The 21,694-nt window shown below is 57.8% G+C and carries 19 protein-coding genes; all 19 read right to left on the bottom strand.

Translation table 11 applies throughout. The features are described from left to right. Positions 1-4: 4 nt before the first annotated feature. The 19 genes from murB to NWF31_RS04490 all read right to left on the bottom strand — a co-directional run bounded on the left by murB (position 5) and on the right by NWF31_RS04490 (position 21,691). The gene (gene murB, locus NWF31_RS04580) at positions 5-913 is read right to left on the bottom strand and encodes a UDP-N-acetylmuramate dehydrogenase (RefSeq protein WP_258359334.1); all 909 of its coding nucleotides are present in this window, start codon (positions 911-913) and stop codon (positions 5-7) included. Then, positions 910-2,322 carry a UDP-N-acetylmuramate--L-alanine ligase gene (gene murC, locus NWF31_RS04575; RefSeq protein ID WP_258359333.1) on the bottom strand — a complete coding sequence of 471 codons (1,413 nt, stop codon included), beginning with the start codon at positions 2,320-2,322 and terminating at the stop codon, positions 910-912. The genes murB and murC overlap by 4 nt, the downstream gene beginning before the upstream one ends. Positions 2,323-2,479: 157 nt before the next feature. Next, positions 2,480-3,595 carry an undecaprenyldiphospho-muramoylpentapeptide beta-N-acetylglucosaminyltransferase gene (gene murG, locus NWF31_RS04570; RefSeq protein ID WP_258359332.1) on the bottom strand — a complete coding sequence of 372 codons (1,116 nt, stop codon included), beginning with the start codon at positions 3,593-3,595 and terminating at the stop codon, positions 2,480-2,482. Between the two features lie 33 nt (positions 3,596-3,628). Next, entirely contained in the window at positions 3,629-4,723 is a 1,095-nt protein-coding gene (ftsW, locus tag NWF31_RS04565; RefSeq protein ID WP_258359331.1) for a putative lipid II flippase FtsW, read from the bottom strand. 29 nt (positions 4,724-4,752) lie between these two features. After that, positions 4,753-6,132 carry a UDP-N-acetylmuramoyl-L-alanine--D-glutamate ligase gene (gene murD / locus NWF31_RS04560; protein ID WP_258359330.1) on the bottom strand — a complete coding sequence of 460 codons (1,380 nt, stop codon included), beginning with the start codon at positions 6,130-6,132 and terminating at the stop codon, positions 4,753-4,755. An 18-nt stretch (positions 6,133-6,150) separates the two neighbouring features. Beyond that, positions 6,151-7,110: a phospho-N-acetylmuramoyl-pentapeptide-transferase gene (mraY, locus tag NWF31_RS04555; RefSeq protein WP_258359329.1), complete on the bottom strand. Its 960-nt coding sequence runs from the start codon at positions 7,108-7,110 to the stop codon at positions 6,151-6,153. Beyond that, positions 7,103-8,500 carry a UDP-N-acetylmuramoyl-tripeptide--D-alanyl-D-alanine ligase gene (locus tag NWF31_RS04550; protein WP_258359328.1) on the bottom strand — a complete coding sequence of 466 codons (1,398 nt, stop codon included), beginning with the start codon at positions 8,498-8,500 and terminating at the stop codon, positions 7,103-7,105. Before NWF31_RS04550 ends, mraY begins: the two co-directional genes overlap by 8 nt. Then, complete coding sequence (locus NWF31_RS04545) at positions 8,494-9,993, bottom strand: UDP-N-acetylmuramoyl-L-alanyl-D-glutamate--2,6-diaminopimelate ligase (protein ID WP_258359327.1); 1,500 nt, start codon at positions 9,991-9,993, stop codon at positions 8,494-8,496. Before NWF31_RS04545 ends, NWF31_RS04550 begins: the two co-directional genes overlap by 7 nt. A gap of 190 nt (positions 9,994-10,183) precedes the next feature. Further along, positions 10,184-12,307, bottom strand: a complete 2,124-nt coding sequence (locus tag NWF31_RS04540) for a stage V sporulation protein D (RefSeq protein WP_258359326.1) — start codon at positions 12,305-12,307, stop codon at positions 10,184-10,186. 84 nt (positions 12,308-12,391) lie between these two features. Beyond that, entirely contained in the window at positions 12,392-12,919 is a 528-nt protein-coding gene (ftsL, locus tag NWF31_RS04535; RefSeq protein WP_258359325.1) for a cell division protein FtsL, read from the bottom strand. 3 nt (positions 12,920-12,922) lie between these two features. After that, the gene (gene rsmH, locus NWF31_RS04530; protein WP_258359324.1) at positions 12,923-13,879 is read right to left on the bottom strand and encodes a 16S rRNA (cytosine(1402)-N(4))-methyltransferase RsmH; all 957 of its coding nucleotides are present in this window, start codon (positions 13,877-13,879) and stop codon (positions 12,923-12,925) included. Positions 13,880-13,890: 11 nt separating this feature from the next. Then, positions 13,891-14,322: a division/cell wall cluster transcriptional repressor MraZ gene (gene mraZ, locus NWF31_RS04525; protein WP_258359481.1), complete on the bottom strand. Its 432-nt coding sequence runs from the start codon at positions 14,320-14,322 to the stop codon at positions 13,891-13,893. Between the two features lie 226 nt (positions 14,323-14,548). Beyond that, positions 14,549-15,622, bottom strand: coding sequence for a uroporphyrinogen decarboxylase/cobalamine-independent methonine synthase family protein (locus NWF31_RS04520; RefSeq protein WP_258359323.1), 1,074 nt, complete (start codon positions 15,620-15,622; stop codon positions 14,549-14,551). A gap of 64 nt (positions 15,623-15,686) precedes the next feature. Then, positions 15,687-15,887: a sulfur carrier protein ThiS gene (gene thiS, locus NWF31_RS04515; RefSeq protein ID WP_258359322.1), complete on the bottom strand. Its 201-nt coding sequence runs from the start codon at positions 15,885-15,887 to the stop codon at positions 15,687-15,689. A gap of 30 nt (positions 15,888-15,917) precedes the next feature. Beyond that, on the bottom strand, positions 15,918-17,168 hold the full coding sequence (gene larAH5 / locus NWF31_RS04510) for a nickel-dependent malate racemase, LarAH5 family (protein WP_258359480.1): 1,251 nt from the start codon (positions 17,166-17,168) through the stop codon (positions 15,918-15,920). A 155-nt stretch (positions 17,169-17,323) separates the two neighbouring features. Continuing rightward, the gene (locus tag NWF31_RS04505) at positions 17,324-18,832 is read right to left on the bottom strand and encodes a tripartite tricarboxylate transporter permease (RefSeq protein ID WP_258359321.1); all 1,509 of its coding nucleotides are present in this window, start codon (positions 18,830-18,832) and stop codon (positions 17,324-17,326) included. Positions 18,833-18,844: 12 nt separating this feature from the next. Further along, positions 18,845-19,315: a tripartite tricarboxylate transporter TctB family protein gene (locus tag NWF31_RS04500; protein WP_258359320.1), complete on the bottom strand. Its 471-nt coding sequence runs from the start codon at positions 19,313-19,315 to the stop codon at positions 18,845-18,847. 21 nt (positions 19,316-19,336) lie between these two features. Continuing rightward, positions 19,337-20,326: a tripartite tricarboxylate transporter substrate binding protein gene (locus tag NWF31_RS04495; RefSeq protein ID WP_258359319.1), complete on the bottom strand. Its 990-nt coding sequence runs from the start codon at positions 20,324-20,326 to the stop codon at positions 19,337-19,339. Positions 20,327-20,740: 414 nt separating this feature from the next. Next, positions 20,741-21,691 carry an ROK family protein gene (locus tag NWF31_RS04490; protein WP_258359318.1) on the bottom strand — a complete coding sequence of 317 codons (951 nt, stop codon included), beginning with the start codon at positions 21,689-21,691 and terminating at the stop codon, positions 20,741-20,743. Positions 21,692-21,694: the final 3 nt, after the last annotated feature.

The following is a 21,694-nucleotide window of genomic DNA, read 5'->3' as shown; positions in this document are numbered from 1 at the left end:
AAAACTACGGGCCTTCACCCCAAACTTCCACTTCCAATTCCAGGTTAACCCCGAAGGAACCGGCCACTGCCTCCCGGATCCTGGCGATAAGCTCCAGGACATCGGTAGCCCTGGCCCCGCCCAGATTGATGATAAAGTTTGCGTGTTTAGCCGACACCTGGGCCCGGCCGGCCTGCCATCCCTTGGCTCCCACTTCTTCTATGAGACGGCCCGCATAATCACCCGGCGGGTTTTTAAAAACGCTGCCGGCATTGGGCCATTCCAGGGGCTGCCTGGCACGCCGCCGCTCCAGATTTGCCTTCACCCTTGCCTCAATGAGCCGGGGATCCACGGCAGTCATTGCCAGGTCGACGGTCACTACCACCCCACTCCGGCGTAAAGATGTAGAGCGATAACTGAAGGTTATATCGCCGTATTCAAGATAACGGCGGCTACCGTCAGGAGCAATTACCTCCACCCCGCGGACGATATCTCCCAGGCAACCTTCCGGGGTACCCGCATTCATAACCACGGCCCCGCCTATGGTAGCCGGTATACCGGCGGCAAACTCCAGGCCCCCCAGGCCGTGCCGGGCGGCGACCTCCAGCACCCGGGAAAGGAGGGCTCCGGAACAAGCCCTTATGCCCTCTTCCCGCACAATAACCTGGCGCCAGGACCTGGTCTGGACTACCAGGCCGCGGACACCGCCGTCGCATACTAAAAGATTGGAGCCGTTACCCATAATATGCAGGGGTAACCCCTTTTGCCGCGCAAAATCGAGACAGAAATCAAATTCACCTGCGGTCACAGGGCGGGCAAAAAGATCGGCCGGTCCCCCTATGCGCCAGGTCGTATGGCGGGCCAGGGGTTCATTGACAAACACTTCTTCCTTTAAACCCCGTTGTAGTTCCCGGGCCAGATCTGCTAAATTCATTGGCAAGCGCCCACCTTGCCGGTATTTTTTTTCGCAGCGAGGAAGCGGGCCAGCTGAAACCCTACCTGCCAGACATCGCCGGCACCCATGGTTAAAACCAGATCCCCGGCCATGCAGTTCTCCTCAAGGAAAGCCGCGGTTTCTGCCAGGGTAGGCAGGTAATAGACCTGCGGGTGCCCGTTGCTTTTGATTTCGTCCAGGATAAGGCGGGATGTTACCCCCTCCACCGGCTTTTCCCCGGCCCCATATATATCATTGATGATGACCATATCGGCACCCTTAAAGGCCCGCCCGAATTCCCGGTAGAGGTGGTAGGTCCGGGTATAACGGTGGGGCTGGAAAACGGCTATCACCCGCCGCGCTCCCACTTGAGCGGCTGCTGCCAGGGTAGCCTCTATCTCCGTAGGGTGGTGGGCATAATCGTCCACTACCCGGATTACACCGTCGTCCCAGAGGACCTCGAAGCGGCGTCCGACACCGTGAAAATCCCCCAGGGCCCGGGCGGCGACCGGAAAGGGTATTCCCAGCCGGTGGGCTACGGCAACGGCCCCCAGGGCATTCAAAATATTATGACGCCCCGGTACCTGCAAAACGAGATCTCCTAAATGACGATTATGGTAATATATAGCAGCACGTCCACTAAGACCCTGCAGGGTTACCCCGTCGGCCCGGTAGTCGGCTTTATCCTTAAAGCCGTAAGTGATTACCGCCCGCCCGCAGCCCCCGGCAAGCCCCGCCACCCGGGGATCTTCCAAACATAAAACGGCCGTGCCACCGGGGCGTACCCGGTCCAGAAAGGCAGCAAAAGCGGCGACAATGCTTTCCAGGCTGCCGTAGTGATCCAGGTGATCGCCCTCGATATTGGTTACCAGGGCAATTTCCGGCTTTAACCATAAAAAAGAACCGTCGCTCTCATCGGCCTCGGCTACGAAGTAAGGCCCTCTCCCCGGTAGAGTATTACCGTGAAACTCACGGACGTAACCGCCGATAACGGCTGCCGGGTCCAGGCCGGCCTCTTTCAGTACCAGGGCCACCATAGCTGAGGTGGTGGTTTTACCGTGAGCGCCGGCCACGGCAATACCGCGCCGGGCATTAAATAACCGCGCCAGCAGTTCCCCGCGCTTGACTATGGATAAACCACGGCTGCGAGCTGCTACAACTTCGGGGTTATCGGGGGGTACCGCTGAAGATATAACAACTTCCTGCACTCCCGGGGCAATATTCCCCTGTTCATGGCGGTGGTAAATTACCGCACCCTGGGCTTCCAGCTGCCTGGTAAATTGATTTTCCTTGGGGTCAGAGCCTGATACCCGGTAACCCTGGACCAGCAGCAGCTGGGCCAGGCCGCTCATCCCCACCCCGCCAATGCCGACGAAGTGGGTCCACCCCCTTGCTTCCAAATCTTTCATCTCCTTCCCGCAAAGCTGCTACCGCCCTGACTGCTACATCTGCATAATATGCACGCCCTGCATAACAGGTGCCTGGCAGGGAGTGCGGCCTTATTCCCGGTAAAGTATAAACGGTCGCCGGGGCGGGAAACAGCTTGTCCGGTGTAATATTTCAAGGTTACATGTTTTCCAGCTCGGTTAAAATTACTTCCAGTATGGCCTCCAGGGCACCGGGACGTCCCAGTTCCTTTGCTGCTGCCGCCATGGCCTGCAACCGCCCGCGATCGGCCAGGAGCTGGTTAACAACATGATAGAGACGCCCGCTTTTCAGTTCCCGGTCCGGAATGAGTACGGCCGCCCCTTTCCCGGCCACGGCCCGGGCATTATACTCCTGGTGATTGGCAGCAGCGTGGGGATAGGGAATGAGGATTGAAGGCAGGCCCCTGGCCAGTATTTCGGCTAAAAAAGATGCCCCCGCCCGTCCAATTACCAGATCGGCCGCAGCCAGGGCATGTTCCAGGTCATAGACATAGGGCTCGATGGTAATATTTCCATATTTGTCCAGATCTATTCCCCATTCCCGTACCTGTTGCAGGTAACCATCGTAGTGGCGGCGCCCCGTAACCTGGAGGATACTTACATCGGGCCGCCCGGCCATCTCTTTCAATACCGGCAGCATGGCCCGGTTGAGGCTCCGGGCTCCCTGGCTGCCGCCAATAACCACCAGGAATAACTGGTTTTCCCCCAGGCCCAGCTTGCCCCGGCATATGCCGCGATCGGCCCGGAGAATCTCCGGCCGCACCGGCAGGCCCGTCGTCACCAGGCGGGCCCGGCGGGGGAATCTACCCGCCGCTTCCGGGAAAGTAAGGCAAACCGCCCGGGCTACGGCTGCCAGGAGGCGGTTGGTAAGGCCGGGATAGGCATTCTGTTCATGGAGCACCACCGGTATGCCCTGCAAGGCTGCAGCAAGGCAGACCGGCCCGCTGACATATCCGCCGGTGCCTACCACCAGATGGGGACGGAAGCGCCGTACCTGGAACCATGCTTCGCCCAGGCCTTTGATGGTTTTCGCCAGCGCCGGTACGTTTTTCCATAACCGGCGCCGTTCCAGCCCCTGGACGGTAATGGTCCTGAAGGGAAAGCCCGCCCTGGGCACGACGTCGGCTTCCAGCCCCCTGGCCGTCCCCATATATAAAAGCTCTATACCCGGCCGGGCCTGCTGCAGGCCCCGGGCGATGGCCAGGGCCGGGTAGACATGGCCGCCGGTCCCACCGCCGGTAATGATAACGCGCAAATTCAAGTCACCTCTGAACCGGCCCGCAGCCCATCAGTGCCGGGCATAGCGGGATATATTGAGCAAAATACCGATACCCAACAGGGAAAAGATTAAAGACGAGCCGCCGTAGCTTACCAGGGGCAAAGTGATGCCCGTAACCGGCAGCATCCCCGTAACCACTCCCATATTGATCAGGGCCTGAAGGGCCAGCATAATGGTCAGGCCCGCGGCCAGGAGGCTGCCAAAGGCGTCAGGAGCTTTAAAAGCCGTGCGGAAGCCCCGCCAGACCAGGATCAAAAAAAGGATTACCACCGTAGCGCCGCCGATAAAACCCAGCTCTTCGCTTAAAATGGCGAAAATAAAGTCCGTATGATTCTCGGGCAGGTAATACAGCTTTTGCCGGCCTTCACCCAGGCCGGTACCGAAGAGACCGCCGGAGCCGATGGCCAGCAGGGACTGGATGGTCTGCCAGCCGTTGCCGCGGGGGTCGGCCCAGGGGTCGAGGAAGGCCGTAAAGCGCGCCATGCGGTAGGGGGCGATGACAATGGCCAGGGCTACGGCCGCCATGCCCAGGACGGCCAGCAGGGCCAGGTAACGTTTATCGGCCCCGGCTACCGTCAGCATGAGGTAAGTGGTCCCGGCCACGGCCACAGCCGTACCGAGGTCAGGCTGGGCCAGGATCAGGAGGCACACCATGGCCATCAGGGCGAGGTACGGTCCTATCCCCTGGATCAGGGAATTAAGGTGCTGGCGGTTGTGGGCCAGGCTGGCAGCCAGGAAGATTACCATGGCGAGCTTAATGGTTTCCGAGGGCTGGAAACTTAAAGAACCCACTCCCAGCCAGCGGGCCGACCCCCGGGCTTCGGTGCCGGCAATTAAGACCAGCACCAGGAGGATAAGGGCCAGGCCCAGAAAAGGCACCGCCAGGCGGCGTAAATGTAAATAATCAAACTGCGCGGCAAAAAAAAGGCCGCACAGGCCTATGGCCGCCCAGGCCAGCTGGCGTTTTAAAAAATAGTAGGGATCGCCAAAGCTATAGGAGGAAGTCAGGGCACTGGCGCTAAAGATCATGATAAGCCCTGTCCCTAACAAGAGCACACACGGCAGTAAGATCCAGAAATCCAATGGCCCCGCCCTGCGGCGCATGATGGTTACCTCCTCCGAAAATAACTTTGTTACAGGTCGTCTCCGTAGCTTTTTCCCGCCAGTTCATGGACTATACTTTTGAACAGGTCGCCCCGTTCTTCGTAGTTGTTAAACATATCCCAGCTGGCGCAGGCCGGTGAAAGCATGACGATATCCCCCCGGGCGGCCTGCCGGGCTGCCTCCAGCACGGCATCTTTAAAGCCGGCGGCGCGGTAAATATCCTTAATCCCCGCCATCCTGGCCGCCTCTTCCAACTCGGCGGCCGCTTCTCCCACCAGGACCAGGTACTTGACCCTGCCGGCCATTTTCCGGGCCAGGAGGGTGAAATCACTCCCTTTATTCCTGCCCCCGGCAATAAGTACCAGGGGGTTGGGATAGGCCTCGAGGGCCTTCATGGTCGCCTCGGGGTTCGTCCCTTTGGAGTCATTAATATAGAGGACGCCGTCTATTTCGGCTACCCGTTCCAGGCGGTGGGGAACCCCGGGGAAGGTCTTTAAAGTGGATATTAACTGCCAGGGCTTTATGCCCAGGGCCAGGGCAACCAGGGAAGCTGCCAGGCAGTTCTCGAGGTTATGATCACCTTTTAAAGCAAGGTCGGCCCGGTGGCACAGCTTGATTTCGCCACTACCCAGGTTGGCGTATATTACATCATTTTTAAGATAAGCACCCAGCTCCAATTGCTGCCGGCGGCTGAAATATAATACCCGGGCTTTCGTTCTTCCGGCCAGGGCCAGGGTCAAGGGATCGTCGTAGTTTAAAACGGTAAAATCCCCCGCTTCCTGGAAGGCCATCAGGCGGGCTTTAGCGGCTATATAGCTGTCTAAATTGCCGTGACGGTCCAGGTGGTCCGGGGTAATATTTAAAATCACCGCTACCCGCGGGCGAAAAGTGGCTACGGCCTCCAGCTGGAAGCTGCTGACCTCGCAAACGACGTAGCCGCCCGGGACTATCTCTTTTATTTCCTCTACGAGGGGAATGCCGATGTTACCCCCCACTGTTACCGGCAGGCCGGCATCCCGCAGGATCTGGCCGCACAGGGCGGTAGTGGTCGTCTTGCCGTTGGTACCGGTAATGGCCGCTATTTTTACCCCCGGAGGCAGGAGGCGGTAGGCCAGCTCCAGTTCGCTCCAGACGGGGATCCCCAGCTGCCGCGCCCCGGCCAGGGGGGGTTCCCAGGAAGGTACACCGGGACTGGTAACTACCATTCCGGGCTGCAGCGACGCTATTTCCGGGTAGCGGCCCAGGATAAGCTCAACCCCGGCCCGGCTTAAACCCTCTATTTCTTCTCCTGCTAATACTTTCCGATCGCAGGCCGTAACCCTGGCGCCCAGGCGGGCCAGCGCGGCCGCAGCTGCCCGGCCGCTTTTCCCCAAGCCAACTACCAGTACTTTCTTGTCCTGCCAGGACATATTCTACCTTCTTCCTATCTACTTAATAAGGTAAATATAAAGGCCCGCCGTAACCATAACTATCGCCAGGAACCAGAAAAAAAGCACTACCCTGGTTTCCGGCCAGCCAGTGAGTTCAAAATGGTGGTGCAGGGGGCTCATGCGCAAAAGGCGCCGCCCGGTAAGGCGAAAGGACGCTACCTGTAAAATCACCGAAAGGGCCTCGATAACGTAAACCCCGCCCAGGACCGGCAGCAGCAGTTCCGTCCGGGTCATGATGGCCAGGAAGCCGATGGCCGCCCCCAGGGCCAGGGAACCGGTATCCCCCATAAAAACCTTCGCTGGATGAAAATTATACGCTAAAAAGCCCAGACATCCTCCCGCCAGGGCAAAGGCAAATATCGCCATCTCCCTCTGCCCGGCTGCTATAGCTATCAGGCCGTAGGCCAGGGCCACCCACAGGGTAATGCCGGCTGCCAGGCCGTCCAGGCCGTCCGTCAGGTTAACGGCATTAGTGGTTGACACCAGGACAAAGGCTGCCAGCAGTGGATAGGTCCAGCCCGGGTCCAGGGTTAAGCCCGTCAGGGGCACCTGGATGGTACTTCCCCGGCCCAGCCAGAGCATGGCCGCTACACCGGCCACCAGTCCCAGGAGTACCTGCCCCCCCAGCTTCTGGCGGGCATAAAGGCCTAAAGGCCGGTGCAACACCACCTTCAAACCGTCGTCGGCAAGGCCAATCAAGGCATAGCCCCAGGTCAGGATGAGGGCCGATAACATTACCGCTGAAGCCGGGGCCATTACCAGGGAAGCAGCCGTCAAGCCGGCTAAAAATAAGATTCCGCCCATGGTCGGGGTACCGGTTTTGCCCAGGTGGCTCCGGGGGCCGTCATTGCGAACGGTTTGCCCTGCCTTAAGTCGCCTTAAAACAGCAATCCCTGCCGGGCCGAGGATAAGGGTAACCCCTGCCGCCAGGATCAGGGCTTTTAACGCCTCAGCCATTGGCCTCCCCCTCCCAGATGGCCAGGACCTGCTCCACGCCTGCCCGGCGCGAACCCTTAAAAAGGACGACGTCCCCCGCCCCCAGGTCCAGCAGGTGTCCTGCCGCTTCGCCGTGGCTGCTGCAGCTGAAAACCCGTCCCGGGGGCATGCCGGCGGCTACTGCCCCGGCAGCTATTTCCCGGGCCAGCTCGCCCACGGTGACCAGGCGAAAAAGGCCCGCGCCGGCGGCAAACCTGCCCACTTCCCGGTGCAGGGCCGGGCCCATGGGGCCCAGCTCAAGCATGTCTCCCAGGACGGCCACCCTGCGGCCCGGCAGGGCCGCCAGGACCTGGAGGGCGGCCTGCATGGAATCGGGATTGGCGTTGTAGGCATCGTTAAAAATGAGGCAGCCCCCTGGCCCCGGCCGCAGCTCCTGGCGCAGGTCTTCCGCTGGCCATATTTCCAGGGCGGTGGCCATAGTATCCGGAGCCAGGTTTAAAGAATAACCGGCGGCCAGGGCGGCCAGGGTATTATAGATATTGTGCCGCCCCGGAACCGGTATTTGCACCCTGACCTCACCGGCAGGCAAAACGGCGGTAAAAGCCGTACCCCGGGTGCCCTGGACGGTTATATCCCGGGCCATGACGTCCGCCTTGCTCTTGAGGCCGTAAAAAACCACCCGGCAGTGACAGGTGGCAGCCAGCTTGCGGCACCATTCGTCGTCGCCGTTTAAAATAGCCACCCCTTCCGGGGGCAGGGCAGCCAAAAGTTCTCCCTTGGCCGCGGCGATAGCGGCCACAGAACCCAGGCGTTCCAGGTGAGCCGTACCGATATTGGTTATAATGCCCATGGTGGGACGGGCAATGGCGCACAGGGCGGCTATTTCCCCCCGCCCCCGCATGGCCATCTCTACCACGGCAGCCTCGTGTTCAGGTGCCAGGCTTAAAAGGGTAAGGGGCAGGCCGATCTCGTTATTAAAATTCCCCGGGGTCTTTAAAACCTTCATCCCCGAACTCAATACAGCGGCCACCAGGTTTTTAGTCGTGGTTTTACCGCTGGAGCCGGTCACGGCAATGAGGGGGCCGGTAAAATTTTTCTGGCGGTGGTAAGCGGCCAGCTGCTGCAGGGCCTGGTAGGTATTCTCCACCTGAATCAGGGCCTGTTCCGGTTGCCGGCAGGCCATTGCTCCTGCCGGGAAGTGTTCCCCCACGGCCGCCGCCGCCCCTGCGGCCAGGGCCGCCCCGATAAAATCATGGCCGTCAAAGCGCTCCCCTTTCAGGGCGATAAAAAGCATTCCCGGCTTGATGGCCCGGCTGTCGGTGCTGACCCCTCTGACAGGGGTGGTTTCTTCCCCGCAAAGCAGCCGTCCTTGAACGGCGGCGCATATTTCCCCGGCCCCGGTCGCTAACATGATTTCCTCTCCCCGTTATAACCTAAAGCGGCCAGCTCTTCCCTGGCTACCTGGCGGTCGTCAAAGGGCAGGATTTGGCCCCTGACGATCTGGTAGGTCTCATGACCCTTGCCGGCAATAACCACCATATCTCCCCGGCCGGCCCGCGCCAGGGCTGCGGCAATGGCCCGGCGCCGGTCGGCCACCACCTGGTAGCGGGCGCCGGGAACCTCCTTTACCCCGGGGAGGATTTCGGCAATAATGGCCTCAGGATCTTCATCGCGAGGGTTGTCAGAAGTAATAATGCAGTAATCGCTCAACCTGGCGGCAACGTTACCCATCAGGGGGCGCTTGCCCCGGTCCCGGTTGCCGCCGCACCCGAAAACAACGATCAGGTGACCGCGGGTGACCTGGCGGGCCGCCCGGAGGACATTCTCCAGGCCGTCGGGGGTATGGGCATAGTCAACGACCACAGTGAAGGGCTGGCCCTGGCGCACCTGCTCCAGGCGGCCGGGTACTCCCCTGACCTCCCCCAGGGTTTTAACAATGGTGGCTGGGTCAACACCTTCCTGCCAGGCTACGGTAAAGGCCGCCAGGGCATTGTAAATATTGAAGCGGCCGGTGAGTTGGAGGTTGAGCCCTGCTTCTCCCCCCGGCCAGATGACCCGGCAGGTAGCGCCGTTCGCCGTTAAATTAATATCCCGGGCCCGGACCTGGCATTCCGGGCCGCAGCCGTAGGTAATTACAGTTACCGGGGTCAAGGTCCTCAAGGGGGTGCTGTAGGGATCGTCGCCGTTAATGACGGCGTACTTGGGCCCCCTTTTAACACCCTGGTCCAGGGCCGCGAAAAGCCTGGCCTTGGCCTGGAAATAATCCTCCATATCCCGGTGGAAATCCAGGTGATCCTGGGTCAGGTTGGTAAATACGGCGGCGTCAAACTCGGCACCCTCTACCCGGTGCAGGGCCAGGGCATGGGAGGAGACCTCCATGACAACCTCCATGGCGCCCAGGTTAACGAGCTGGTGCAGAAGGGCCTGGAGGTCCAGGGACTCCGGGGTGGTGTGGGTTGCCGGCAAGACCTGGTGACCCAGGCGGTTGGCAATAGTCCCCAGCAGGCCGGTAGGACGGCCGGCTCCCTCCAGGGCGGCCTGGATCAGGTGGGTGGTCGTAGTCTTGCCGTTGGTACCGGTTACCCCGATGAGGCGCAACCGCCGGCTGGGATAACCGTAAAAACGGGCTGCAAGGATACCTAGAGCCCGGCGGCTGTCGCCCACCCGTACCCAGGCCACCCCGGCCGGCAGGGATACTTCCTCCTCCAGGACTACGGCTACCGCGCCCCTGTTTAAGGCGTCCTTAATATATAAATGGCCGTTGGTTTTAAAACCTTTGATGGCTACGAAAAGAAAACCGGGCTTAACCTGCCGGGAGTCATAATGAAGCCCGGTAAGGTAAACCTGCTGATCGCCACCGCGATCGACGGTATCTATTGCCGCTACCAATTCCTCCAGGGTCACTGCAAGATGTTCCTCCTCGGAAAAAGGTCCTGCCGGAAATGTACCTTCCGGCGGGGATATGTTCTCCTGTAGCTTCTATATTAGCGGCTCCGGGACATGAGCCGTCCCTCCATGCTATATTTTTGCCATCTGCTGGTAATTTAACCTTGTAATGGTTTTAGCCCGGTACCTCAAGGTCCGGGCTATCAGGCTACGGTCCCAGTACTTCCAGGGATGGTTCAATAAATTTAACCCTTACTCCTGTGCCGCCGGAAACAATGGTTCCCGGGGCCGGTTCCTGCCCGGCCGCCTGGCCGGTTCCTTCCGGTATCAGGTTCAGGCCGTAGGCCTCGAGGATTTCCGCCGCCTCGCTGACCCGCAGGCCGGCAACATCCGGCACCCGGGGTCTGGCCGGGTCACCCTGGAGATACAGGATCACATAAGTTCCTGCCGGTACTTCGACGCCTCCTTTGGGCACCTGGGCTATAACCCGGCCTTCGCTGCCTTCCACCCGTACCGCCAGGCCGGCTTGCTCTATTTCTGCCCTGGCTGCGGCCAGATCACGGCCAACGACATCGGGTACTGTTACCACAGGCGCCTGCTTTTGCTGGTCCCCCTGGCCGCTGTCATACTGGGGCGGTACCTTAAGGTAATGGAGGGCATCGCTGACTACCCGCTGGAAAATCGGCGCGGCTATCGTCCCACCATAATAAGGATACCCCTGGGGCTCGTCAATGGTTACCAGGGCCACCAGGCGAGGGTCATTGGCAGGGGCAAACCCAATAAAGGAGGCAACGTATTTTCCTTCCATATAACCCCCGGGGCCGGCCTTCTGGGCCGTACCCGTTTTACCGCCTACCCGGTAACCGGGAATATAGGCATTACGTCCCGTGCCTTCACTGACAACGGCCTCCAGCATTTCCCTGAGAAGACTGGCCGTTGCCGGCGAAATCACCCGGCGGATCACTTCGGGCTCATACTTTTTAATAACATTGCCTTTATTGTCCAGGATTTCCTTGACCAGGTGGGGACGAACCAGCTGGCCGCCATTGGCTACCGCCGCTACCGCCGTGACTAATTGAACGGGAGTAACGGCAATGCCCTGGCCAATGCCAATGGTAGCAATATTTATTGGCTTTAATTCATTCTCAGGGATTAATAATCCCGTCCCCTCGCCGGTTAAATCAATTCCCGTGGGTTCACCGAAACCAAAGGCCTTGATGTAGTCATAAAAAAGGCCAGCCTTCTTTTCTTCCAGGCGCAGGGCCACCTGGACAAAGACCGGATTACAGGAATTTTTTACCCCCTCGGTAAAAGATTCGCTGCCGTGACCCCCGGGCAGCCAGCAGTTAATGATGTCCGGCCCCACCTTGATGTAACCCGGATCGTAAAAACGGTCGTCCGGGGTTACGACCCCTTCTTCCAGGGCTGCGGCAGCAGTAATTATTTTAAAGGCCGATCCGGGCTCATAGGCATCCCGGACCAGGGGGTTACCCCAGACGGTATTGGGGTATTTGCTATAATTATTGGGATCAAAGGCCGGCCGGCTGGCCATGGCCAGAATCTCCCCGGTTTTTGGGTCCATGACAATGATATTGGCCCTGCGGGGATTGGTGGAGCTGGCCATAATTTTGTCCAGCTCACGCTCGGCAATATACTGGATCGTCTGGTCAATGGTAAGAACCAGGCTGTAGCCGTTCTGGGGCGGTACATAACGGTGGGTGGCCCTGGGGATTTCCCGGCCCAGGGCGTCAAATTCCAGGACGATTTTCCCGTCTTCCCCGGAAAGTTCTTTATCGTACATGGCCTCAAGGCCTTCGAGGCCCTGGTTGTCTATACCGGCAAAACCCAGGACGTGGGCCGCAAGTATCCCGTTGGGGTAATACCGCCGGCTCTCCGGAACCACTTCAATCCCCGGTAATTTCAAATCTTTAATTTTTTGGGCTTTATCGAACTCTACCTGGCGCTCCACAAATTCGAAACCCGTATTGCGGGTTATTTTCTCCAAGATCTCTTCGGCGGGAATATTCAAAATGGCACCCAGTTGGGCGGCGATTTTTTCAGCTTTACCGGAATCTTTAATTTCAGGGGGAAAAGCTCCGATATAATCGGTAGCTATGCTGATAGCCAGCTCATGCCGGTTGCGGTCGTAAATAACTCCGCGCTGGGCCTTTACCGGCATGGGATTGAGGCGGTTATCAAGGGCTTTTTGCTGCAGTTCCTCGCCCCGGACGAACTGCAGCCACGCCAGCCGGAATAAAACCGTTACCAGGCCCATAGCCAGGACAAAAAAAACAAAAGCTAAACGCTTGCGTACATTGATACTGGTTTGCATGCCCTTCGCCCCTCGCCGGCAGCCCGCCGGTAGCGCCGGGATTATATCTATAACGGCTCTGAGCAGGAGCTGTTCCCGGGCAAGCTAACTGTTTATCCCGGCTTCATATCCCGGCCCCAGCCAGCTTTGCAGGGCCTGGGCAAGATAGGCCAGCCAGGACCGCCGGGCAGGCGCTTTTGTTTCAACCCCTTCTGCTCCCGTTTCCCCGGCCGCCACCTGCAGTTGCCGGTACTGCCCGTTATTCCCCGGGACATAATAAAGCTGACCTTCCCGGGGTGCCACCATACCCAACCGGGTAGTAGCAACGGCAGCTATTCTTTCCGGTGCTTTTAAGCGGGCCACCTCTAATTGTAGCCTTTCATTCTCCCTTTGTATAGTACTGATTTCTTCCTTCAGGGCTTCCAGCTCGTAACCCCTCAGAACCACCTGTACTGCCAGGTAAGTTTTTGCAAAGGCGATACCGATGGCCAGCAGGACCAGGACCAGCAACACAACTTTTTGCCGGGTTTTATCTCGCGCCCGCGGCCGGTACCCTTCCTTTGCCGCTGCCGGCTTATAGTTATAGTCGGGATGCGTCTTATAGGCGAGTTCCTGCGGTGGTGCTGCTAACATAGCTTATTCACCATCCTTTTCCTTTAGAACCCTCCTGGCAACCCGGAGTTTGGCACTGCGGGACCGGGGGTTGGCGGCCACTTCTGCCGGCGCCGGCGTTACCGGTTTGCGCGTGACCGGTTCCAGGACGGCCTTCCGGTCACAAAGGCAAACCGGCAATCCCGGCGGGCAGGTACAATGTCCCATTAAACGCCGGAAAGTCCTTTTCACGATCCTGTCTTCCAGAGAATGGAAAGATATAACCCCTACCCGGCCCCCCGGCTTTAAAACCTGTTCCAGGCTATCCAGGGCCGCCTGCAGGGCATCCAATTCACCATTTATGGCAATCCGGAGGGCTTGGAAGGTCCGCTTGGCGGGATGATGTCCGGACCTCCTCGCCCCGGCCGGAATTGCTGCCTTGATAATTTCTACCAGCTGGCCGGTAGAAGTAACGGGCGCTTTCTGGCGGGCGGCTACAATAAAGGCGGCTATGCGCCTTGCCCAGCGTTCTTCCCCGTACTCCCAGATAATCCTGGCCAGTTCATCTTCAGGCCAGGTATTAACAATGGCCGCTGCCGTCAATTCCTGTTCCTGGCCCATGCGCATGTCCAGGGGGGCATCGACCTGGTAGCTGAAACCCCTGGCCGGGTTATCCAGTTGATACGAAGATACCCCCAGGTCAAATAGAAGGCCGTCGACAGCCTCTATCCCCCTGCTCTCTAAAACCCGTTCCAGGTCCTTGAAATTGGCCCGTACCAGCTCTACCGCTTTTCCGAAAGGAGCGAGCCTTTCGGCGGCAGCTTCGATGGCCCCGGCGTCGCGGTCCAGCCCGATTAAATACCCCCCGGGAAGCAGTCGGGGCAAAAGGGCGGCGCTATGGCCGCCGCCGCCGACGGTGGCATCCACAAAGATTTCCCCGGGCCGCGGGTCAAGGAACTGTACGACTTCTGCCAGCAATACTGGCCGGTGGGTACAGGGCAAAGCAGCCACCCCTAGATATCGAAGTCAACGATTTTTTCGGCCAGGGTCTCGTACTGGGCCGCCGTTTCCTGGCAGTATTGCTCCCACAGGGAGCGGCTCCAGATTTCTACCCGGGTGGCAACCCCGACAATGACCACTTCTTTTTCCAGGCGGGCGTATTCCCGTAAATTCCCCGGCAGCAGTATTCTCCCCTGGCGGTCCAGCTCACATTCCGTGGCCCCGGAGAAGAAAAAGCGGACAAAGGCACGGGCGTCAGACCGCGTAAAGGGCAGGCTGCGCAGTTTTTGTTCCATCTCCGCCCAGCCGCTCATGGGGTAGACAAAAAGACAATTATCCAGGCCCTTGGTGATTACAAACCTTTCTCCCAGTTCCTCACGGAAGCGCGCCGGAATAATCAGGCGCCCTTTATCATCGATGGTATGCTGGAACTCCCCCATGAACACGGGCGGCATCCCACTTTTCTACCACTTCATTCCACAATACACCACTTCTTACCACAATATATTCGCTGTCAGGATAAAAATTCCTCCTGTAAAAAAAGAAAAAACCCTCAAAAATTGAGAGTTTTTCCGGTTATAGAACATATTTTCGCTGTTTTTTAACGAAAGGCTTATGCTCACGCCGGTGAACACCGGCCGGCCATAATCCGTTAACGCGGCCCTTCGTTAATTACATTTCCCGGCCCATAATTCCTGATACACCTGCCGTTAACCCGTAGATGTGCCCGGCCAGGCCTTCTTCCAGGATCCCGGTGCCGCAGGCCGGCGTTACCAGGGACTGGCGGTAGAGAAGCTCCCGTTTAACACCTTTGCCGGCCAGTTCCTCGATTGCACCCTGGAGCCTGGAAGCCAGGCCGGCCGCCGTCTCCTGCCAGGCCTGCTCAGAGGTTGGTACAATCCCCCACGCCAGGACGCCGCCCTGCTCCAGAAAGGCAGCTACATCGGGAGCAAAAACCAGCAGGGAGGTAAAATAGTTGTAGGCATCAAAACTTACAATCCGGTAGCCGGAATCAAAGAAAACGGGCCATTCCACCCCGCTACAGGAATGGACACCAGGCACGCCGCCTCCGGCCATGATTCCCTCTGCTACCCCGGACAGGGCCTCTACCAGATCGTCCCGCCGGAGGGCCACATGGGTAGAAGAACCGTATGCAGCCAGGGCCGGGTCATCCACGAATACAAGTACCGGCAGCCCGAAGCGTCCCAGTTCCCGGACCTGCCAGCAGGCCTGCATGGATGTAGTCTTGACGATGAGGTCCCTCAGCTGGGGGTCATAAAAGGCGCTGCGCCCGGAACTACTGCTCAGGTAAAGACCGGCAGTTACCGGCCCGGCTACCTGGCCTTTAAGAAAGCGGGCCTTCCCGGGACCGTGTTCTTCCAGGTACCCCACCAGGGCATAAAAACCGGTTCCTGCTTCCCGGGGAATGGCAAAGGCCGCCAGGGCTTCATCGCTGCCGGCTTCTGCCTCCAGGTAGAGGCTGTAAAAGGCCGTAAGCTTAGCGGCCCAATCAGGTTCAGCATCGGTAAAGACCGGCATCTTCCCGCCCTCGTCTTTAATCAATCCCAGGCGCACCAGGGGGAACAGGCTCTGGTAAACGAAGTGCTCCTGATGCCCCCGGCGGGGCAGCTGGGGCCAGTGGGGTACCAGGGGCATATGCTTGAAGATGAGTTCCAGGGCCGGTTCCGCTTCTATAAAGGGCAGGCTACCAATCCCGGCGGCCCAGAAATTGCCTGGCAATGACATGGTCATTCTCCTTTATCGCCAAGGTATTCTATCCTAATTCGCTGCCGGCCGGTAATTTTCCTCCTTATCCCCCCTCCATTAGGATAATTACCTCCACCCTGTCGCCCTCCTCGAGACGGCAATTCCATTCCTGCCGCGGTAGCAGTTTATCATTAACAGCCACGGTCGCAGCGGGGGTCAGTAAACCTTCCTGTTCAAGGAGCGCGGCCACAGTAATATCCCCGGCTACCTGCAGTTGTTTACCGTTTAAGTATACCTTGATCACAGGCCACCCCCCGGTCGGAAGTAAAGGTAACTACAGTACCGGTATTGTCGAATTGGCCTTGGGCAATACGGCAACCATCCCGGCTCCCGGCAACCCTTGCAGGGCCAGATCGATGGCCGCCTGGAGGCCAGGCGCCCTGCGGACCATCATTACCCGGGCCAGTTCTTCGTCTACCCCGTCGCTGACCAGGATCACCCGGGCATGGACCAGCGAGCGGCACCAGAGAAAGGCTTTGTGGAAGCCCATCTGGAATTCCCGGCTGTGGAAAGAGGCCATTACCTCTTCGGGCGTATTACCCGCCTTCATGCCGGCAATAAAGCGATCTTCTCCTGCCCCCTCCCGGCACTCGGCACAGAGGATTATTATTCCTCCCTTTTTTACTACCGGCGTGGCGTGGTAAAGGCCTTTCTGGGCCTGGTAGAGGTTGATATCCTTGGGATACCCACCTGGAGAAACTATAGCCAGATCGGCAACTCCGGGGACCGGTACTTCGCTAACCTTGCGGGCAATTGCCACCCCGGCCCGGTGGGCTGCCAGGTAATGCCCTGCCACTACGCGAACAATTTCTTTACGGTTATTCAAAACGACGTTGACGATCAGATCGATGCCGACCAGGCCGCCGATTTCATCAATATCCTCCCGGGCGGGATTGCCTTCCACTCGCCCGAGGGTAGCTCCCGGTTCTACCAGGCGGGCATGATTGGCGCAAATGGTAGCCTCCCCCCCGCAGCCGATAACCAGGGACTTGGCCCCGGCGCTGTACCCCACAATCTGATGGGGATCAATCATACCAACAAGGATACGGCCGTCGGCTTCCAGGTAGTGACGGTTAATCCATATAGGCGTGCCCCGGGAAGAAGTACCGGCCCGGCCCAGCATACCGGTGGCAGAAGCGTCGTGGCTGATTACCTTGATCCTGGCCGCCACTTCAGGACCAACAATGAGGGGGAATTCATCCGGTGACGCCGGCCGGTGCAGCCCGGCTCCCACCAGGACGGTAACCTGCTCATCCCTGATTCCAATGGCGTTCAGCTTTTCCAGCAGGACCGGTAAAATAATGGCATTGGGCACCGGCCGGGTCAGGTCGCTGACCACAATAACTACTTTTTGCGCACCGCGCAATTCTTCTATTCCCCGGTTGCCTATAGGATTCTCTAAGGCCCGGTGCATCTCAGCGGCGGCATCTGTTACCCCGGCCACCTCCCGGGGGGCTATTTCGTATACCGTGAGCCCCTGCGGCAGTCTGCCAGCCTGGTATCCTTCTCCATAGGGAATTTGCACCTCAGCCAATTTATCAGAACCTCCTTATTCATTAACCCGCTAAAAACTTTGGATCTGGCCCTCTTAATTAATCAAAGGAAGCCTTATACGGCTTCCCTGATTATTAAAGGCCATAACATAAGGGCTTATCCTAGTCTTAGTTTTTCTTTCACTCTTTAATCGCTTTCATCGGCCGCCAGCTGGGCGCTACGGCCGCTGAACTGCAACCACAAGCCCCAGGCAATCATGACCAGCGCCAGGATCATAAAAACGGCGGCAATCGGTCGCGTGAAGAAAATCAAGGGAGATCCGCTGGAAAGGACCAGGGATTGCTTTAAAGAAGTTTCCAGCATCTGGGCCAGAACGGTGGCCAGGACCATCGGCGCCAGGGGAAAGTTCAGCTTGCGCATTAAATAGCCAAGGATACCGAAAATTAGGGCCACCCAAACGTCAAACATCAGGAAACGGACGCTATAGGCACCGATAACTGAAAACAAGATGATCAGGGGGCCTAAAATCGGGAAAGGGATGAGGGCGATACGGGCCCACAAACCCACAAGGGGCAGGTTCAGCACCAGCAGGATAACATTGCCGATGTACATGCTGGCGATGATGGCCCATACCAGGTTGGGATTTTCCTTGAAAAGCATGGGGCCGGGCTGCAAACCGTACATCATGAAGCCGCCCAGGAGGACGGCCAGGGCCGGACCGGAAGGAATACCAAAAGAGAATAAAGGTACAAAGCCGCCGCTGCAGGTAGCATTATTAGCTCCTTCCGCCGCCGCTACCCCCTCAATGGCGCCGCGGCCGAAAAGATGCGGCCGTTTGGAGACTTTCTTTTCGGCGTCGTAGGCGATAAAAGTAGTTACCGCCGGGCTGCATCCCGGTAAAAGCCCCAGGAAAAAGCCAATAACCGATGATCGCAGCATGGCCCCCAGGCTGTATTTAAGGTCCTCCAAGCCCGGCAACCAGTCGCGAATTTTGTTCTCATAAATCGATAAAGCCGCCCTTTCAATGTTAACCAGGACTTCCCCGATGGCGAAAAGGCCGATAATGACGCTGATAAAGTTAACCCCCGCCATCAATGAAACCGTACCAAAGGTCAGGCGGGCTTCTCCCGTAAGGGGATCCAGGCCCACCATGGCCACCAGCAGGCCCAGGGCCGTAGCAATGAGCCCTTTAAGTAACGCCCGTCCCGAAAGGCTGATTACCAGGCTCAGGGCCATAAACATCAGGGCGAAATACTCCGGCGGCCCGAAGGCAAGGGCTACACCGGCCAGGAGCGGGGCGAAGAAGGTCAACCCTACCAGGCTTATGGTGCCGGCTACAAAGGAAGATATTGCCGCAATACCCAGGGCCGGCCCGCCCCGGCCCTGCCGGGCCAGCTGGTAACCATCCATAGCCGTCGGCACCGATGAGGCCTCACCGGGGATATTAACAACAATAGCCGTCGTCGAACCGCCATACATGGCGCCATAATAAATGGCCGCCATCATAATGATGGCCGGCAGGGGCGGCAAAATCGTCGTCAGGGGTAAAAGGATGGCGATGGCTGAAGTAGGACCGATGCCTGGCAGGACGCCTACCAGGGTACCCACCAGGCTGCCCAATATGGCGTAGAGCAGGTTCACGGGTGTTAAGGCCTGGGTAAAACCCTGCAGCAACAAGCTCCATGAAAAAGACATAGCTATTACCTCCTACCACCCCAGGGGCCCGACAGGAAAATTAAGACCTAGCAGACGGTAAAACAGGTAATAAATGGTCACGACGGTAGCAAGGTCCATAAGAATAATTAGTATAAGGTTATACCTGCCCAGGTACCAGATCAGGAAAGTTAATAAAAGAAAACTGCTCAAAGTAAAGCCCAGGGGTTCCAATAAAAACAGATAGACTACTATACTGGCCAGGGAAATTAGAATCCGCTTCCAGCCTTCCCGGTCCGGCCAGGCAATAATCTTTTCTTCGCCCCGGTAACGCCAGCCACCTAGAAGCAAGGCCAGGCCGGTTATAAATATGACGAGGCTTAAAAGATAAGGAAGGGTACGGGGGTGCAAATGCTCCCCCGTAACCCCGGATATATTAAGGGAAGCAACCAGGGACAGCAGTCCCAGGGCGGCAAGTATGGCGCCGCTAACCATGTCGGCCGCCCGTTGTGTGCGCATAAACATCACACCCGTCTCCCGTCAGGCCTAATTTTTCAGTCCGGCAACAATTTCTTTATAAATACCCGTCATTTTTTCGATATAAGCCTTGCATTCGTCATGGCCCATGGCGATAGGCACAAAACCTTCTTTTTTCATCTGGGCCTGGATTTCAGGATCTTTAGCAATTTGCAGGAAGGCTGTTTCCAGCTTTTTGATTACATTATCCGGTGTCCCCGGTGGTACCGCAACGCCCCGATCAATGGCTTCGACTAAATCGAGACCCTTTTCTTTGAACGTAGGCACATCGGGGAAGGCTTCGAAACGTTCATTGCCGGCAAAGGCCAGGACACGGATTTTATCCTGCTGCTTTACCAGATCGTCAGAGTTGGCAAAGACCGCGTCGACATGGCCGCCCAGGAAAGCTGTTATCTGGGGGGCCGAACCGGTAAAGGGCACGTATTTAAACTTGGTTCCCGTCAGCTTCTCCAGTCGTAAGGTACCCATCTGGTGGCCGGAAAAGGTGCCTGAACCGCCGATGGAGATCTCGCCGGGTTTCTGCTTGGCTGCATTCAGGAAATCCTCCAGGGTCTGATAGGGGCTATCCTTTAAAACAGCCAGGCCCAGGGGGGTCGACTGGAACAGGGCTACAGGTACAATCTGCTCAGTCTTGTAACCTGTTTCCTGTTGCATAGGTTGAAGGATGATATGGGGCAGGTTGAAACCGGCAATGGTGTAGCCGTCGGGTTTGGCCCGTACCAGTTCGCTCCAGCCAACGGCTCCGCCGCCGCCGACCTTGTAATCAATTACGATTTTCTGGCCCAGGATTTTCTCCAGCAGGGGCTGTTGCCGCCGCGCTTCCCGGTCTGACTGTCCGCCGGGATCGAAGGTAATAAGGTAAGTAATCTGTTTTTCAGGATACTTGTCTTCAGCTTTCTGGGACTGGGGCTGGGTTTGACCACACCCCGTTACCAGCAAAAAAGTGCTGACGGTTATTAGAGCCACCAGCGCTGCCAGTCTCCACACTTTCCGGCGCATTTTTCCTATTCCTCCCCATTTTTAATTTGACCTCTTTAAAACTCCGCTACCCTTTCCCAAGATTATCCTCCATAAAAGTCAGGTGCACTTTGAGTTAACAATAACTCTTTTCTCTCACCCCCTCCGTAGATTTTAATCATTATAAATATGTGAAATAATTCTCTAACCCGTATATGCAAAAATGATTCATCATGTAATTACAAAAAATAGTATGCTTTTTATCCCGGGAAAAGTCTTGCAACCAGTTATTTCCATAGCCGCCAATATAAAATCATTTGAGTAATACTTCATTAAATTCGCCTCAATCCTGACGTCTGTGGTCTTACCAATTATATTTTATTCTACATCAAGAAACAAAATCCTGCTGGTGCTCGGTCATTTTACCCGGCAAAAAACTTATGCATGAAAAGATTATCAAGGCCTCTCACAGTACAGTTCCAGGGCCAGGCGGGCGGCGCCAATGATCCCTGCCTCGTTGCCCAGGCTAGCTGCCAGTACAGGTAAGGGCGTGGTCTGCCAGTCACCCAGGCTTTCAGCCACATATTTACGGATGGGTTCCAGGATCACTTCTCCGGCCCGGACAGGCCCACCGCCGATAATAATAGTTTCCGGTCCCAATACCAGGGCGGCATTAGCCAGGGCCGTGCCCAGGTAAAAAGCGGCAAGGTCTACCACCCGGCCGCAAAGCTCGTCACCGCCAGCGGCAGCCGCCAGGATCTCCCTGGCCCCCAGTTCCGGGCTATCCTGCAGCCGGGAAGCCAGGCCGGCAGCCAGGTATTCCCGGAACTGTCGCACCATGGCCGTAGCTGAGGCCAGGGTTTCAAGGCACCCGCGGCCGCCACAATGACAGAATGGCCCGCCGGGCAACATTTTAACATGCCCCATCTCGGCGCCGTAGCCGAATATTCCGCGCCGGATGCGCCCGTCAATAACCAGGGCTGAACCGATACCGGTACCGATGGTCACCATAAGCAGGGAATTAAAGCCCCGCCCGGCACCCTGCCAAATCTCTCCCAGGGCGGCAACGTGGGCGTCGTTATCCACTGCAACGGGGAGGCCAAGTAAAGCCTCCAGTTCGGACCGCAACGGGAAGTCCCGCCAGAACAGGTTGGGGGCCAGGCGCACCACCCCGCTACCAACGTCGACGGAACCGGGGATGCCGATGCCTGCCGCTTTTATATCCCGCCGTTTCAATCCCTGGCGCCGCAACAGGTCGCCGGCCAGGTCGACGATACGCTTCAGGACAGCCCGCGCCCCCTCCTTCGCTCCCGTGGCCACCTGGTCCTTAATAAGAATGCGACCGCCGCCGTCTACCACCCCGGCCTTGATAGTCGTACCGCCGAGATCAATACCCAAAAGGCACAACTT

It is taken from the genome of Neomoorella sulfitireducens (assembly GCF_024733845.1).
Taxonomy (GTDB): Bacteria; Bacillota; DSM-521; order Neomoorellales; family Neomoorellaceae; genus Neomoorella; species Neomoorella sulfitireducens.
This window is presented reverse-complemented; position numbering and strand designations above follow the sequence as displayed.

Bases quoted from the DNA above. Each gene is read 5' to 3' on its own strand.
- murB (WP_258359334.1), bottom strand. From the start codon at position 913: ATGAATTTAGCAGATCTGGCCCGGGAACTACAACGGGGTTTAAAGGAA.
- murC (WP_258359333.1), bottom strand. From the start codon at position 2,322: ATGAAAGATTTGGAAGCAAGGGGGTGGACCCACTTCGTCGGCATTGGC.
- ftsW (WP_258359331.1), bottom strand. From the start codon at position 4,723: ATGCGCCGCAGGGCGGGGCCATTGGATTTCTGGATCTTACTGCCGTGT.
- murD (WP_258359330.1), bottom strand. From the start codon at position 6,132: ATGTCCTGGCAGGACAAGAAAGTACTGGTAGTTGGCTTGGGGAAAAGC.
- mraY (WP_258359329.1), bottom strand. From the start codon at position 7,110: ATGGCTGAGGCGTTAAAAGCCCTGATCCTGGCGGCAGGGGTTACCCTT.
- NWF31_RS04550 (WP_258359328.1), bottom strand. From the start codon at position 8,500: ATGTTAGCGACCGGGGCCGGGGAAATATGCGCCGCCGTTCAAGGACGG.
- NWF31_RS04540 (WP_258359326.1), bottom strand. From the start codon at position 12,307: ATGCAAACCAGTATCAATGTACGCAAGCGTTTAGCTTTTGTTTTTTTT.
- ftsL (WP_258359325.1), bottom strand. From the start codon at position 12,919: ATGTTAGCAGCACCACCGCAGGAACTCGCCTATAAGACGCATCCCGAC.
- NWF31_RS04520 (WP_258359323.1), bottom strand. From the start codon at position 15,622: ATGTCATTGCCAGGCAATTTCTGGGCCGCCGGGATTGGTAGCCTGCCC.
- NWF31_RS04505 (WP_258359321.1), bottom strand. From the start codon at position 18,832: ATGTCTTTTTCATGGAGCTTGTTGCTGCAGGGTTTTACCCAGGCCTTA.
- NWF31_RS04500 (WP_258359320.1), bottom strand. From the start codon at position 19,315: ATGTTTATGCGCACACAACGGGCGGCCGACATGGTTAGCGGCGCCATA.
- NWF31_RS04495 (WP_258359319.1), bottom strand. From the start codon at position 20,326: ATGCGCCGGAAAGTGTGGAGACTGGCAGCGCTGGTGGCTCTAATAACC.